The organism is Roseovarius sp. CAU 1744 (assembly GCF_039839345.1).
Classification (GTDB): domain Bacteria; phylum Pseudomonadota; class Alphaproteobacteria; order Rhodobacterales; family Rhodobacteraceae; genus Roseovarius.
Genome location: NZ_JBDOQV010000007.1, coordinates 226,038 through 240,376, shown reverse-complemented (window position 1 = coordinate 240,376; position 14,339 = coordinate 226,038). Strand labels below are relative to the sequence as shown.

Genomic DNA, 14,339 nt, shown 5'->3' with positions numbered 1-14,339 from the left:
CAGCATTCAGAGGTCGCATTGGACAAGGTAATAGGGGTCACTGCATAAAAGTGACTTTTTGTCCGGCTCGCGCGAACTTAACCAGAACATCTGTATTTTCAGTCCGCTTTTTGGCCTCTGAGAGCATTGTAGAGGCTGGTTTTGCTGATTTTGAGGCGGGCAGCGGTCTCAGTTCTAGCGGCTGGTTTAGTGGTAATTTCCACGAGGCAATCGCCAGGCTATCGCCGGATCTGACCCCATCGTTTTGCGCAGCACTTGAAATCCGGTCCTCATATGCACGGCCTCTCGGAGCGTGCCTCTGTGTCGAACGATGTTGCCCCAACACGCGGCATGCCTTGCCCCATCAACACTTCAACCTGCCGCAATTTCGAGACAATCTCTTCGGGCTTCGGTCGCTTGTTCGCCATTCCGATTGCGCGGCCCATGCGGTGCGAACGACGAATTCCTCCTCGCCGCCACCGCCCAGAACCTCCGCAAACTGGCCAAGATCTTTCCCGCACCGCAGCAACCACGCGTAGCCTGATAAGAAAGGCGTTCGCACGCAGTGTAGTGAGGCACTTTCCGCGTCCGCAACACGTTGTTTTTCCACAGAATCGGCGGGAAGCGGCCATTCGCCGCACTGCAGAACTTACTAGATTCGAAACTCTTAGGATCAATGCCACGTTCTATCGGCACTCTTGTTTTTTGCCTGTGAAGCAATTGGCACGTTCTTGGGACGTTTGAGCGCTCTAAGTTGATTTTGCGCGTTCAAAATCTGGAAGACTCTCCAGCGCGTCCTTGAGCGCGTCTCCCCAGCGTTTGGAGACGGCTTGAAAATAGGAATCATCCCCATCAATCCGTCCCTGCCAGCCGGTGCGCAGGCTGTCTTTTTCATAGAAATGAAAATCGAACGGGGCGCCAACGGTCAGGTTCGCCTTGAGTGTTGAATCGAAGCTGACCATCAACAGTTTCATTGCCTCCTCAAAGCTCATGCCCGGGTCATAGGCACGTACCAGGATGGGGCGGCCATACTTGATTTCACCGATCTGGAAGAACGGCGTGTCTTCACCAGCTTCAACAAAATTGCCCTCGGGGTAGATCAGAAACAGGCGCGGTTCGCTGCCCGCGATCTGCCCGCCCACCAGTAGGGTTGCGTTGAACGCGCTGTCCGCGCGCTGTCCTTCGTCACCCTGTTCTGCAATCACTTCGCGCAATGTATCCGCGATGAGCCGCGCCGTCTGAAACAGCGACGGGGCCTCCAGAACGGAGGGTGCCCGGTCCGCAGGGGACTTGCTGCGCTCTTCTAGCAGACTGACGACCGCCTGCGTCGTTGCCAGGTTGCCTGCGGACATGAGAGTAATGACGCGTTCGCCCGGGACCTCCCAGATCGTCATTTTTCGGAAGGTTGAAATGTTGTCGAGGCCGGCATTCGTCCGCGTGTCGGACATGAAGACCAGCCCCCTGTCGAGCACCATTCCAACGCAATAGGTCATGTCCTAGCCTTCACTGCTGCGAAACGTCGATCCGCACATCAAGGTGTTCGCCCTTACCGCCGACCCTGACCCCGGTTACCGGAGAGGCATCGGTATAGTCCAGCCCGGTTGCGACGCGGACATAGCGTGTATCCGGCGAAATCCCGTTTGAGACGTCAAATCCCACCCATCCCAGGTCGCCGATATGCGCCTCGACCCAGGCATGCATGGCTTCCTGGGCGGTCTTGTCATTCAGCATCAGATAGCCCGAGACATAGCGAGCCGGGACATCCAGGTGCCGGGCGCAGGCCAGGAAGACATGTGAGTGATCCTGGCAGACGCCCTTGCCGGCCTCCACCACGTCCTCGGCCGACCAGGACATCTCGGATACGCCGACCTTGTAGGCGACCGCTTCGCGGATGGCTTGCGTCAACCTGTGCATCCCATCCAAGTCCGGCGTGATCGCATTGTCGCGCAGCAACGCGCGCACGCCTGTTTTGGCGCGGGTCAGATCGGTTTGTTGCTGGTAGAGCCAGAGTGGCGAGGGGCCACGATGGGGGCCGACGACGCCGCTTGTGTCGACCATATCGACCTCGCCGCTACAACTGACTTCCAGTTCCGTGGCTTGCGGCTCAAAGCTCAGCAATTCAACCCTATTGTGGTGGTGATCTTCGTATTCCAATTCCTTGCGACCACATTTGACCTGGGTGTGCCAGGTCACGACCGTCTGCTGCGGCGAGGATTTCGGTGTCTTGCGCAGTTTCTGCAGACCAAAGGACACTGGCTCATCGAATTTATAGAGGGTTTTATGTTCGATTTTCAGGCGCATGGGACCGTCACTTGTAAAAGCGGAAATCGATCTCGATCTGGCGCGATATCGCGCTGAACTGACCAAGGATCTGCTGAATGAACTCGTGCAGGCCAAAGTTGAAAATCGCCTGCACGTCATGGCGGAGATATTTGTTTTCAAGCTCTGTCACCTGTTTGAGTGACGGCAACGTGCCGCGATTGCCACCATGCAGGTACCGCAGATTGTCACACAGCTTGCCGGCGCAAAAGGCCAGACTGCGCGGCATGCGCTTGTCGAGTATAAGATACTGCGTGATTTCCATTGGACCGGCACCGTGGCCATATTCCATGCGGAACCCGCCCCGTGCCGAAAGGGACCGCAGGATCGTTTCCCATTGCACATTGTCGATCGAACTGCCGACTGATCCGGCCGAGGGCAGCAAAACGTAGTATTTCACATCCAGTATCCGCGCCGTGTTGTCAGCGCGTTCCAGAAAGGTGCCGATCCGCGCGAAGTCGTAAATCTCGTTTCGCAGCATCGTGCCATGGGTCATGCCACGGACCAGCGCCGTGCTTTGCCGCAAAGAGCGCAGGACATTCGGCAATTCCCGCTCGCTGACCCGTCGCGCCAGAAGGCTGCGCGCTTCCATGTAAGAAGCGTTGATGGCCTCCCAGACCTCACCGGTCAGGGCTGCACGCACCAGGCGGGCGTTTTGCCGTGCCGTTTCGATGCAGGTCAGTACCGATGAGGCGTTGGCCTTGGATCGCAGCATCCAGTTGATCGCCGTCTCCTTGGACAGGTCATCGCCGGTCTGTGTGAACCCATCCATAACACCGCCCGACTGAAGGATTGACGTCCATTCCTCGTCGCGGCCCTCCAGGCGAGTGAGCGCAATGCGCTGGCCGGTTTCAATCAGGCGCGCGGTGTTTTCGGCCCGCTCGAGATAACGGTACATCCAGAAAAGGCCATTTGCGGTTTTGCCCAGCATGCGCGCCTAGTCCTCCAGAACCCAAGTGTCCTTAGTGCCGCCCCCCTGCGAGGAATTCACCACGAGCGAGCCTTTCTTGAGCGCCACTCGTGTCAGGCCGCCCGGCGTCACCTGCACGCCATCAGGGCTGACCAGCACGAACGGGCGCAAATCCACGTGCCGCGGCGCAAGACCGTTGCGTGTGAAAATCGGCACCGTCGACAGGCTAAGCGTGGGCTGCGCGATGTAGTTTCCCGGGCGGGCCTTGAGCTTGGCCCGGAAGTTGTCCAGCTCTTTCTTGGACGAGGCCGGGCCGATCAGCATGCCATAACCGCCTGAACCGTGCACCTCTTTCACGACCAGCTCTGCAAGGTTGCCGAGCACGTATTGCAGATCCTTCGGCTCGGAACAGCGATAGGTCGGCACATTCTTCAGGAACGGGCGTTCGCCTGTATAAAACTCCACGATTTCAGGCATGTAGGAATAAATCGCCTTGTCATCGGCAATACCCGTGCCTGGCGCGTTGGCGATGGTGATCCCACCTGAGCGGTAGACATCCATGATCCCGGGCACGCCAAGCTGGCTGTCCGAGTTGAAGTTCAGCGGGTCGAGAAACTCGTCATCGACGCGCCGGTAGAGCACATCGATCGGGGTGTAACCCCGCGTGGTGCGCATGGCGACACGTCCGTTTTCGACTTTCAGGTCATGGCCTTCGACCAGTTCGACACCCATCTGATCGGCCAGGAATGCGTGTTCGAAATAAGCCGAGTTGTAGATGCCCGGGGTCAAGACCGCGACCACGGGCGCGCCCTTTGTCCGGTTTGGCGCACAGGCCGCCAGCGACCTTCGCAAGTTGACCGGGTAGTTCTGGACCGGCTGCACGCGGTTTTGGGAAAACAGTTCGGGAAACATCTGCAGCATGGTTTCGCGGTTTTCCAGCATGTAGCTGACGCCCGAGGGGGTGCGCGCGTTGTCCTCAAGCACGAAAAAGTCACCCGGCCCGGTGCGGACCAGGTCGATACCGACGATATGGGTGTAGATGCCGCCCGGTGGCTGGACGCCGATCATCTCTGGCAGGAACGCCTCATTCTTGCTGATCATTTCCAGCGGAATGCGCCCGGCCTTCACGATTTCCTGGTTGTGGTAGATATCGTGGATGAACGCGTTGATCGCACGAACGCGCTGGTCGATGCCCCGCGACAGCCGAAACCACTCCGATCCCGAGATAATGCGTGGGATGATGTCAAACGGGATCAGGCGTTCTTCGGCTTCACTGCGTCCGTAGACGTTGAAAGTGATGCCCGTCAGACGGAATAGCGTGTCAGCCTCACGTTGCTTGGCGCGCAATCTCGTAGGGTCTTCGTCGCAAAACCAGCTGTTGAAACATTCATATGGGGACCGAACACATTCCTCGTAGCCCCACATCTCATCGAATATGTCCTCATCTTTCATTCTCTGATCGCGCTCCAGACAGTCCGTCATTTGACACTAATACTGCTGCTCACGCAGTGCTCTGAACTCTGGTATTCGAACACGTAGATTACTTGTACTGTGCCGTAAAATTGCGCGGACCGCATTATTCTTGCGCATGCGAAAAACGCCATAGACATCTGGTATGCAATCAAGATGCAAATGCAAAACGCCGTTGTGGTCTGATCTTAGCTTTAAAATCAGTTGTTGTGCTGTCATAAGGGCGATGACTTGCAGAACTTGCGTTCTTTGATGGTAGCCCTTTACGCCATTGCGCCGAATTCGGCGACCAAAGTCCGCTTTGAGCCGTCCTGATCGAGCGGCCCTAGTCTTTAGATCTCGATGGCTTCTGCGATGGCCAGCGCATCTTCCAATTTGACGCCCAGGTACTGGACAGTGCTGTCCATCTTGGTGTGACCGAGTAGAAGCTGAACCGCTCTCAGATTACCTGTTTTCTTGTAAATCTGTGTCACCTTCGTGCGGCGCATCGAATGCGTGCCGTATGCCGTTGCCTCCAGGCCGATGGACGTCACCCAATCTCTGACAGTCCGTGCGTATTGACGGGTCGCCGCCACCGTACAGAACCTAAACGTCTTGCCAAAATGGTCCCCTGCTAGGGATCGAAACTCCCATACTGGCGGTCGGCCAATAACACTGCCATTGACCGCAATTACAGCGGGTTGAAGCGCTTCGGTGCGGCCAAACACAAGATGTAGTGGGTCGAGTTTTTTACCTAAATCGACCGATATCGCCCGTCTATATTGAGAGTTAAAGTATACGTTCTGAGATCACCCGAAATTTTTGCAGCCATGCCCATTCACCGGACATGGCTGCAAATTTTCTACGGTCTTGATCTTGACATCACACGGGAATGCCATCAAGATTTTCGATCAAGCGCGTTTTGCTTTGCGGCCACGCCAAGCCAGCCCGCCAATCGCTGCGAGTAGAAGAGGGAAAGAAGCTGGCACAGGCACAGGTGCAACGTCCGAACCCGTTACCACAGCAGAGAACCCTGTCGAGCTGAACGAGAAGTCAAGGCCGGGGTTATCCCCGAAGAACGAAAAGTTGATGCTATCTGGGTCATCAAATATGGGCGCGGCACCCGACACGGAAAGAAAATCGAAGCTGTCGCCCAGAGTTGGCACGAAGCTATCGAGGAACGAGATTTCGACATTCAAGCCTGTCGGTGTGATAAGATCCCCTGATACAAATAGTTGATCGAACATTCCGATTGAAGAACCACCGATCTCAAATGAGAGAATCCCACCCAGAACCTCCAAGTTACCGTCAATATTCATGATGCCTGGGGAAGCACCGGGAGCAATCGTGCCGCCATTCAAAACGACATTTGCAGCTATGGTGCCACCATCACCGGACAACAGGCCACCACCGTTTACAATGACCGTTTCCGCTTCCACACGACCGCCAGACGCAACCGTCAGGAAACCTGTACCTTCTCCATCTTCGTCCGATACACGTAATTCGCCAGCTGTGGAAAGCATGGCACCGTCACGCACAGTTACCTCCGCAGTCGAAGGAGCAAAGATTGGTCCTGAAAAGGTATCGGGGTCATTAAACCCGACAAACACATCCCCGGCACCGATTGAAACACCGCGTGTAGATGTTACTATCGATCCACTTCCTTCAACAGTCAGAGAAGACTCCCCTACTGCTGACCCCAATTGGATACCGAATGAGTTATCATCGAATACAGAGAACTGATCACGTCTCGTATCAATATCTCCAGCCTCGATTTGCCGGATCGCACCGCCATCAGACACAATTATTCGATTATTACCTGTATTAGTAAATAGACCGGACGAATAGACAAGCTCGGAGCCGTCACCCGTAACCGTCAATGTATCCAGTGCCTGGGTTGTCGGATTGTTGGAAAAATCTCCTCCTAAAGAAACAACACCACTGGCGCCCTCACCGGGATCGCCTGTGGCGGTCACCCGATCAGCAAAGTTGTCGGGCTCCTGAACAACAACACGACCACCATTTGAGATCGTGAAATCGTCAGGCGTGTCATTCTGAAAGCCAATCGTTAGCCGCCCGTTACTTTCGAGCAAAGAACCCTCGCCATCAACAACGACAGTTGTGCTTCCCCGAGTTTGTACCGACGCAAACTCGTCATCATCCGCGCCAATAATAATCTGTTGGGCGCGACCTGTGCCATCTGTGTCAGAAATCAGGTGACCACCATTCAACACTTCCACCCGATTATTTGAGTCAGCACCGACACGAAGGTCTCCTGTTGTTAAAGTGGCAGACCCTGGTGTGCCATCACCAACCACGCGCAAAGTACCGTCGCCACCATCTTCGCGACCAATTGCAACAAAATCCGCATCGAAAGAGGTGGTTGCGTTCGGGGTAGTCTCGGCGTTGATCTCCGCTACCCCAGGTCCATCACCACCTGCTGTGATATTCGGTCTCCCGAAAGTTCCATCGTTGATGAAGGCACTGCCCGTTGTAACAGTCGCTGCGCTAGCTGACATTGCAACTGTTGAACAGAACGCAACAACAGAGGTTGAAAGAAGGTATTTTTGTGAAAGCATCGCACACATCCCCATCGTTAAGTCACAGAATTGAGTGCAGGGTAAGAACTCTTAGCTTATTGTAAAGGCCAAAAAATCACGAACTGCCTGACGTCAGCACCTACCGGATAAATTTAGGGTGATTTGACAGGAGAGATGCGGTCATCGGGCTGATTCGCCACCATTATCGTGGTGGTTTTCGGGAAAGAGGAGATGACCATGACGTATTACATAGGGCTTGATGTTTCAGTTGAGAGTACGGCCGTTTGCGTGATCGACGCAGATGGCTGCGTCAAGAAAGAGTTTTCTGCGCTGAGCCATCCTGAGGAACTCGCAAATGCGCTGGATCCGTTTTCTGATGAGATTGCTGGAATCGGTCTCGAAGCTGGACCCATGTCGGGTTTCCTTGTTGACGGCCTCAAGCAGAGAGGTTTGCACAGCGTGCTGATGGAGACGCGCAGGGTTCATGCCGCTTTATCCGCCATTCCGGTCAAGACGGATCGGCGGGATGCCCGCGGCATCGCCGAGCTTCTTCGGATGGGCTGGTTTCAGCCTGTGCATTTGAAGACCCCTGCCGCCCGGGACCTGCTGGTGATGTTGTCGGCGCGGGACAGTTTGGGTCGTCGCATCCGTGAACTCGACAATTCGGTTCGCGGCCTTCTTAGAGGGTTTGGTTTGAGGGTTCCCACAGGAGCGCGAGGCCGGTTTTGTGAATTGGTTCGCGACCTGATCGCAGGCAACTTGGTGCTGGAAGCGGCAATCTCCCCGCTCTTATCAGCACGGGATGCGATGGCAGAGGAATTTGCCAAATTGGACAAGCTGGTTCGGGATCAGTCTCGCAACGATAACGTCTGCCGTCGCCTTATGACCATTCCCGGTGTTGGTGCCGTGGTGGCGATGACGTTCCGAGCGGCTATCGACGACCCGAAACGATTTCGTTCATCAAAGTCGGTGGGGGCCTGCTTTGGCCTGACGCCACGACGATACCAATCCGGCGAAACGGATCGTGTCACGTCGATCACCAAGGCTGGCGATGCAAGTGTGCGGACTGCGCTTTATGAAGCAGCGCATGTGATGCTGGTGAGAACCACCAGAAGGACCCCACTCAGGGCATGGGCGATGCGCGTTGCTGCTCGACGGGGCGCAAAGCGCGCCAAGATCGCCCTTGCGCGGAAACTGGCCGTCATCATGCATCGGATGTGGATAGACGGCACAGAGTTCAAAACCGCCTGACAGACAACCAAAACCAGAGCTTCCGCAAGGAAGGCGGGCCTGGAGGGACGTGGTGAGGAAAAACCGTCAGAAATCCTGACTTGAATATGAAGTCGCAACGGAGATGGGCTTTCCTGCGCCAAAGCCAACCGCATCATGTGAGTGCAATGCGCAGATCACGGACAGAAGCATGCACCTTCAGGCGCTAATTCCTTGCAAAACCAAGCCCGATTACAGAAGGATTTCTGGTTCATCGTAACCACCAAGGAGTGGATCTATGGACGCCCCCTGCGCAAAGTGTTTTTCACGATAGCATCAACGGCATTGGATGCGTGAATCTATCCGGCCTTTGATCGAAGCACCTTTGCTCCTGGCCTCGATGGGGTCCGCTGGTTTCAGTGCCTTCCAAGATGACCGGCCTTTGATGGCCACCACTCCTTACAGGTTGTGAATTCGCGGCCCTTGCCGTTACACCATCGTCATGTCACCTCGCATTCTTGGAAGCCGCGGCTGTCGCGCTACCAGCTACACCGTTTTGTAGCCTTCTTCACTCCGCAACACCGCCCATGCAATGCGTGCTGTCTTATTGGCGATTGCCACGAGCGTTTTGTTGTGGCCTGCGCGTGCCAGCAAGTCCTGCGCCCATTTCGCACGTCGATCGTTACGGTTGGCGATCCTGATCAGGACGGACCGGGCACCGTGGATGAGCTGGCGCCGCAGGTATTGGTTGCCTCGTTTGCCTATGCCACCAAGCCGGGGCTTGCCTCCCGTCGTATATTGTCTGGGAACCAACCCGATCCATGCCGCGAGTGCCCGGCCAGACTTGAAGTGCCGGCCGTCATCAACGGCAGCGATCAAGGCGGTGGCGATCACCGGCCCGACCCCGGGAAGCGTAGCCAGGCGTTTGCAGCGCTCATCGGTTCGGCAGATCGCAACGAGCTTACGATCGAGCTCGGCGACGCGTGTGTCCAACGCTTCGAATTCGGCGATAAGTGCGCTGAAGTTCACTGTTGCCAGAGCCGACAATTTGGCCTCAGCGACAGCGTTCCTGACGTCCTTGCGGGACCGAAAGGCACCGGCTGGAATGACAACGCCATACTCCCCCAGAAGGCCGCGAATGTGATTAATCAATCCGGTCCGTTGTGTGATGAGCCGGTCGCGTGTTCGGTGCAGCATCTGCAAATCCTGTTGCTCCGTCGTCTTCACCGGGACAAATCGCATAGTCGGGCGCAGTGCGGCCTCATAGATCGCCTCGGAATCAACAGCGTCGTTCTTGGAGCCTTTGACAAACGGCATGACGAACCGCGGATGAATGAGGCGCACGGAATACCCCAGGGCCTGAAACCGTCGGCCCCAATGATGAGCGCTGGCGCAAGCCTCCATGGCGATGGTATCCGGGGAAAGTTCCTGAACGGCGGCTTCGAGTTTTGATCTGGTCACCTTCTTCGAGATCACCTCGCCCTCATTGGTGATCCCATGGATGTGAAACGACTGTTTGCCCAAATCAATCGCAAGTAACTGCATTTGTGAACTCCTTCTGCTTGCTACGGTTGCCGAAAACTATCGGCTCGGATGCAAGGGGCGTCCACTCCATAAGATGAGACAGAAACCCGGAACCAAGCAGAGCCACGGCGAAAAGGTAGTGTTGATAATTATGGAAAGTTTCCTTCATGCGAAGCCGTGTCGAGCTAGTTTTTGGTTTGGTTGGTCCAATCGGATGCCCGATCCACGAAGCGAGCGAAAGCCTTGCAGCAACTCTGAAAAAGATGGCTTACACCCCGACAACGATTTCTCTCAGCAATGAGATGGATCGTCTGCTGACTGCCAAGGGCATAAGCTTTGTGGAAGCTCCCACATCCGTACTCCACAACAAGATCAAGAAAGGCAATGCCGTTCGGGAGGCCTTTGGTAACAATGCCGTTCTTGCATTGGAGGCTATCAGACAAATTGTCGATTATGGACGCTCCGCCGCTGCGGCAAGCGGCGAAACGGATGAGGCAAAACTGGATGAGCGAGCAGTTGTACCGATTGATGGGCATGAATTTATCATCGACCAATTTAAGCTGCCCGAAGAGTTGGACCTTCTCGTAAAGGCCTTTGGAAAGCGCTTTGTGCAAGTTTCAGTTGTCACTCCTTTGGAACAACGAAAACGATCGTTGACCGGAAGAGTTCGGACTGAACAACTTGGTTGGGACAATGAAAGATGTGAGCAGCATGCGGATGAATTGATCGCAATAGATCAAAACGAAAAAGCCGAAGACAGAGGTCAGCTGATTTCAAAAATCTTTCATCTTGGCGATGTTTTCTTCGATGGAACCTCTGAAGTGCCAATTGGGCATTCCAGCCAACGCTTCATGAAGGCGTTCTTCGGAAGAAGTTGCGTTGCTCCAACTTCAGACGAGTTCGGTAGCTACATGGCGAAGGCTGCATCGCTGAGGTCAGTTGATTAGTCGAGACAAGTCGGTGCGGCGATCTGCACTCTGTTGGGCGATCTTACTTCTATTGGATGCAATGAAGTCCCAAAGTACGGCGGAGGCAACTACTGGGACGAAGAGGAAAATACCGCACAGGGAAACCTGACTCCCAGTCCGCCCGCCAAAAAAAGGTGGGCGGGGCGAGTGGTCGCCCTTGAAAAATCAGGAATAAGCGTTCTCGAGTTCCTGCGCTGCGCTGAACAGCGTCATTTCATCGTTATGCCTTGCGATCAACATCGCACCGATCGGGCGCTCGTCCGATGTTTTGCCAACAGGCACGGAAATGGCGGGATGGCCAGTTGCACAAGTCGGTGCGGTATTGCCGACCATTTCAAAGGCTCGCGCAATCACTTCTGCAGGACCTGCATCCTCTGGCGGCAGGCGTGTCGTCGCCATCGGAGTTGTCGGCATTATCAAGACGTCGACCTCTGACAAGGCGCGTTCATAATCAGCAGTCAATAGCCGGTTCAGGTTTTGTGCTTTCCCGTAGTAACGGCCCTTATTGCGCGAAGCCGTATAGTGCCCGGTCAACATCCCCAACTTCACGGTATCGGAAAGCTCGTCAGCACGATCTTTCCAGCTACCTTGTGCATCCAACAGACCTTCGTTGAACACGCCTTTCATGTTTGTACCATATGCGTTGTTGCGCATCATCAGATCATAGGTGCCCTCAAGGAAGATCGGGGTCCAGATCGAAGCACCTGCGGGATGTAGCGGTATTGAGACCGTGCTGACTTTCGCACCTGCGGCCGCAAGTTTTTCAGCGGCCTCCATGACCCGTTCGTCCACTTCGGCTTCGGCCCCATCGGTGCCAAAACCTTCGGACACAATGCCAACTCTCAGACCTTTCACGCCTTTGTCTAGCGCTTGAGTATAGGGTTGCGAGGGAGCGCCGCTTTGACGAGGATCAAGCCCATCAGGCCCAGCCATAACTTCCAGCATCAATGCGTTATCTGCGACGGTACGGGTAATGGGCCCTGCGTGGTCCAACGTCAGCTCGACAGCAAAAATGCCAGTATAAGGTACCAACCCATGGGTCGGTTTCAATCCGACTACACCGCAATAGGAAGCGGGGATACGCACGGACCCCCCTTGATCGCCCCCTGTCGCCATATCCACCAATCCCGCGGCGACCAAAGCCGTTGACCCCGAAGAAGACCCCCCCGCATTGAATCCCGGCACGACAGGATTTTCGACAACCCCGTTAATGGAGGTATGGCTACCTCCCGAGGCACAATAGTACTCACAGTTGGCTTTTCCGCAGATGTCTCCGCCTTCGTCCAGAATACGCGTCACGATTGTTGCATCGGAATCGGGCACGTAACCAGCCAATACCGAAGTGCCGTTCGACATCGGAACGCCCGCGACGCAGACGTTGTCCTTAATGGCGACGGTCTTGTTTGCAAGCTTGCCAGTTCCCGAACCCTTGATCGTCGATTTAATGGCCCATGCGTTATAGGGATTGTCCTCGGGCGCCGGTTTTTCCCCGGCGGTCCGCGGATAGGCCGCCTTTGGCATTTCTGCTTTCAGACTATCTACCAGATCATAGGCATTAAGCTGACCCTGCATCAATTCGTGATAGATAGTGGCTTCGGCGTCGTCAAAATGAATGCCGATCTCCAACGCGGCGGCTTGAACTTCTTCAACGGTCGGACGTTTTATTGTCATGGTGATCACCTATATTCGCAACATCTTAGTTCCGATATCGCTGGTCATATGATGTGGGGCGGGCGTCTCCTTTGAAGGCAAGGGGCGCCAGCATGGCTAAGGCGGTCAGACTCTCCAGTTCTTAAAGGGCCGCCAATGTAGGATAGATCAGGCCAGTGGCGGGCGCCCCCGGCCTGATTTGGTAACGGGTTCTCTCGAGAAAATGCTCTGGGCGCGCCGCTAAGACGTGGACCCGCCTGTCCAATCGACAGTCGCCTCGAAAGCGGCGGCGGCAGTGTAGATAGTGCTTTCGGAGTAGTCAGCGCCAGTCAACATCAGGCCGACGGGTAGGCCGTCAACTTGACCGCACGGAATCGACATGGAGGGATGGCCCGTAACGTCGAACTGGGCGGTATTTGCAATCATTTCGAATGCGCGGGTGACAACCTCGGTAATAGAAGCGTCGGGCTCAGGCAGTTTGGAGGCTGTGATTGGCAGGGTGGGCATCAGCAGGATATCGTAGTTTGCAAATGCTGCGTCAAAACTTTCTTTGACTTTGCGCGCGATGTTTTGCGCCTTGGCGTAATAGCGACCGTTGAAGTGGTCGATGCCATACTGCCCCAGCAGCATGCTGATTTTCAAGCTCTCCGATAGATCATCCGCATTCTGGCGCCAGCCTGCGTGGTGATCCACCAATCCAACGTCATAAGCGCCTTTCCAGTTCATGCCCATGCCGTTGCCCTGCATCATCTGCCATTGAAGTCCTTCAAGCGCGATAGGCACCCAGATGGCCGCAGCCAACAGGTGATCGGGAATAGAGATTTCTTCGACAGTGGCCCCAAGGCCGCGGAATGTTTCGGCCGCTTCTTTGACGGCATCGGCAATACCGGGCATCAGGTTGGCAGCGGAGAAACCTTCTTTCAGCACGCCGATTTTCATGCCTTTGACACCACGGTCCAACGCTTTGGTATAGTCGTCAACCTTGGGCGCGTACTGGCGCGGATCTAACCCGTCTGCGCCTGCCAGCACTTCCAACAGCAGCGCGTTGTCTGCAACCGTGTTGGTCATCGGCCCCGTGTGGTCGATGGTCGCTTCGATTGGCATGACGCCTGTATAGGGCACCAAACCATGCGTTGGTTTCATTCCAACGATCCCGCAGAATGACGCAGGCATGCGGATTGAACCACCCTGGTCGCCGCCAATTGCCATATCGACCAGCCCTCCCCCGACAAGTGCCGCCGAACCGGAGGACGAACCGCCAGCTGAATATCCAGCCCGGCGTGGGTTATGTACCATTCTAGGTTTCGATGTATGACTGCCACCCGACAAGCAGAAATATTCCGAGACCGACTTGCCTTTGATTGTCGCGCCGGCATCGAGCATACGTGTGACGATTGTGGCGTCCGCAACGGGGATGAACCCTTCCAGCGTTGATGCGCCGTTTGTCATGGGCACACCTGCGAGCGCAACGTTGTCTTTCAAGGCCACCGATTTCCCCTTGAGCTTGCCCTCGGCCGCACCTTCGATAACCACCTTGCGCGCCCAAGCACCATAGGGGTTATCAGCGGGCGGCGGCGAAATGCCTGTTGTGCGAGGATACGTTACGAGCGGGGTGAAATCCGGCTCCGCGTCTACAACATCATAAGCCGTAAGGTTGCCTTCCATTAGGCCAAGGTATTCTTCAGCCTCTGAATAAGTCAGGGTCATCCCCAAACCTGCGCCGATGCTCATGATTTGTTCGATGTTTGGTCTCTTTACGGTCATGGTCTTCTCCACTGTTGTCGTCTGGAT

10 protein-coding genes and 1 pseudogene are annotated in these 14,339 nt (G+C 55.5%); 2 read left to right on the top strand and 9 right to left on the bottom strand.

The genetic code is table 11. From position 1 onward, the window contains the following. Nucleotides 1–728: 728 nt before the first annotated feature. The 6 genes and pseudogenes from AAFO92_RS15880 to AAFO92_RS15855 form a co-directional block, all read right to left on the bottom strand. A complete protein-coding gene (locus tag AAFO92_RS15880; RefSeq protein ID WP_347536697.1) occupies nucleotides 729–1,472 on the bottom strand; it encodes a proteasome-type protease in 744 nt (247 codons plus the stop codon). 10 nt (nucleotides 1,473–1,482) lie between these two features. Then, entirely contained in the window at nucleotides 1,483–2,280 is a 798-nt protein-coding gene (locus tag AAFO92_RS15875; protein WP_347536695.1) for a transglutaminase family protein, read from the bottom strand. 7 nt (nucleotides 2,281–2,287) lie between these two features. Beyond that, a complete protein-coding gene (locus tag AAFO92_RS15870; RefSeq protein WP_347536693.1) occupies nucleotides 2,288–3,229 on the bottom strand; it encodes an alpha-E domain-containing protein in 942 nt (313 codons plus the stop codon). 6 nt (nucleotides 3,230–3,235) lie between these two features. Continuing rightward, the gene (locus tag AAFO92_RS15865; protein ID WP_347536691.1) at nucleotides 3,236–4,660 is read right to left on the bottom strand and encodes a circularly permuted type 2 ATP-grasp protein; all 1,425 of its coding nucleotides are present in this window, start codon (nucleotides 4,658–4,660) and stop codon (nucleotides 3,236–3,238) included. Nucleotides 4,661–5,010: 350 nt separating this feature from the next. Further along, a pseudogene (locus AAFO92_RS15860) lies at nucleotides 5,011–5,247 on the bottom strand (tyrosine-type recombinase/integrase); the annotation flags it as partial. Nucleotides 5,248–5,568: 321 nt separating this feature from the next. Next, complete coding sequence (locus tag AAFO92_RS15855) at nucleotides 5,569–7,236, bottom strand: VPLPA-CTERM sorting domain-containing protein (protein WP_347536689.1); 1,668 nt, start codon at nucleotides 7,234–7,236, stop codon at nucleotides 5,569–5,571. Nucleotides 7,237–7,434: 198 nt separating this feature from the next. Here AAFO92_RS15855 and AAFO92_RS15850 point away from each other — a divergent pair, with 198 nt between their 5' ends. Continuing rightward, on the top strand, nucleotides 7,435–8,448 hold the full coding sequence (locus tag AAFO92_RS15850) for an IS110 family transposase (RefSeq protein ID WP_347536687.1): 1,014 nt from the start codon (nucleotides 7,435–7,437) through the stop codon (nucleotides 8,446–8,448). Nucleotides 8,449–8,952: 504 nt separating this feature from the next. On the opposite strand, the gene AAFO92_RS15845 is transcribed toward AAFO92_RS15850, so the two are convergent. After that, entirely contained in the window at nucleotides 8,953–9,951 is a 999-nt protein-coding gene (locus tag AAFO92_RS15845; protein WP_347536685.1) for an IS110 family transposase, read from the bottom strand. A 146-nt stretch (nucleotides 9,952–10,097) separates the two neighbouring features. On the opposite strand from AAFO92_RS15845, the gene AAFO92_RS15840 reads away from it, so the two are divergent. After that, the gene (locus tag AAFO92_RS15840; protein ID WP_347536683.1) at nucleotides 10,098–10,877 is read left to right on the top strand and encodes a hypothetical protein; all 780 of its coding nucleotides are present in this window, start codon (nucleotides 10,098–10,100) and stop codon (nucleotides 10,875–10,877) included. A 186-nt stretch (nucleotides 10,878–11,063) separates the two neighbouring features. Here AAFO92_RS15840 and AAFO92_RS15835 read toward each other — a convergent pair whose 3' ends face one another. Both AAFO92_RS15835 and AAFO92_RS15830 read right to left on the bottom strand, forming a co-directional pair. Next, the gene (locus AAFO92_RS15835) at nucleotides 11,064–12,569 is read right to left on the bottom strand and encodes an amidase (protein ID WP_347536681.1); all 1,506 of its coding nucleotides are present in this window, start codon (nucleotides 12,567–12,569) and stop codon (nucleotides 11,064–11,066) included. 219 nt (nucleotides 12,570–12,788) lie between these two features. Next, a complete protein-coding gene (locus AAFO92_RS15830; protein WP_347536679.1) occupies nucleotides 12,789–14,312 on the bottom strand; it encodes an amidase in 1,524 nt (507 codons plus the stop codon). Nucleotides 14,313–14,339 lie beyond the last annotated feature (27 nt).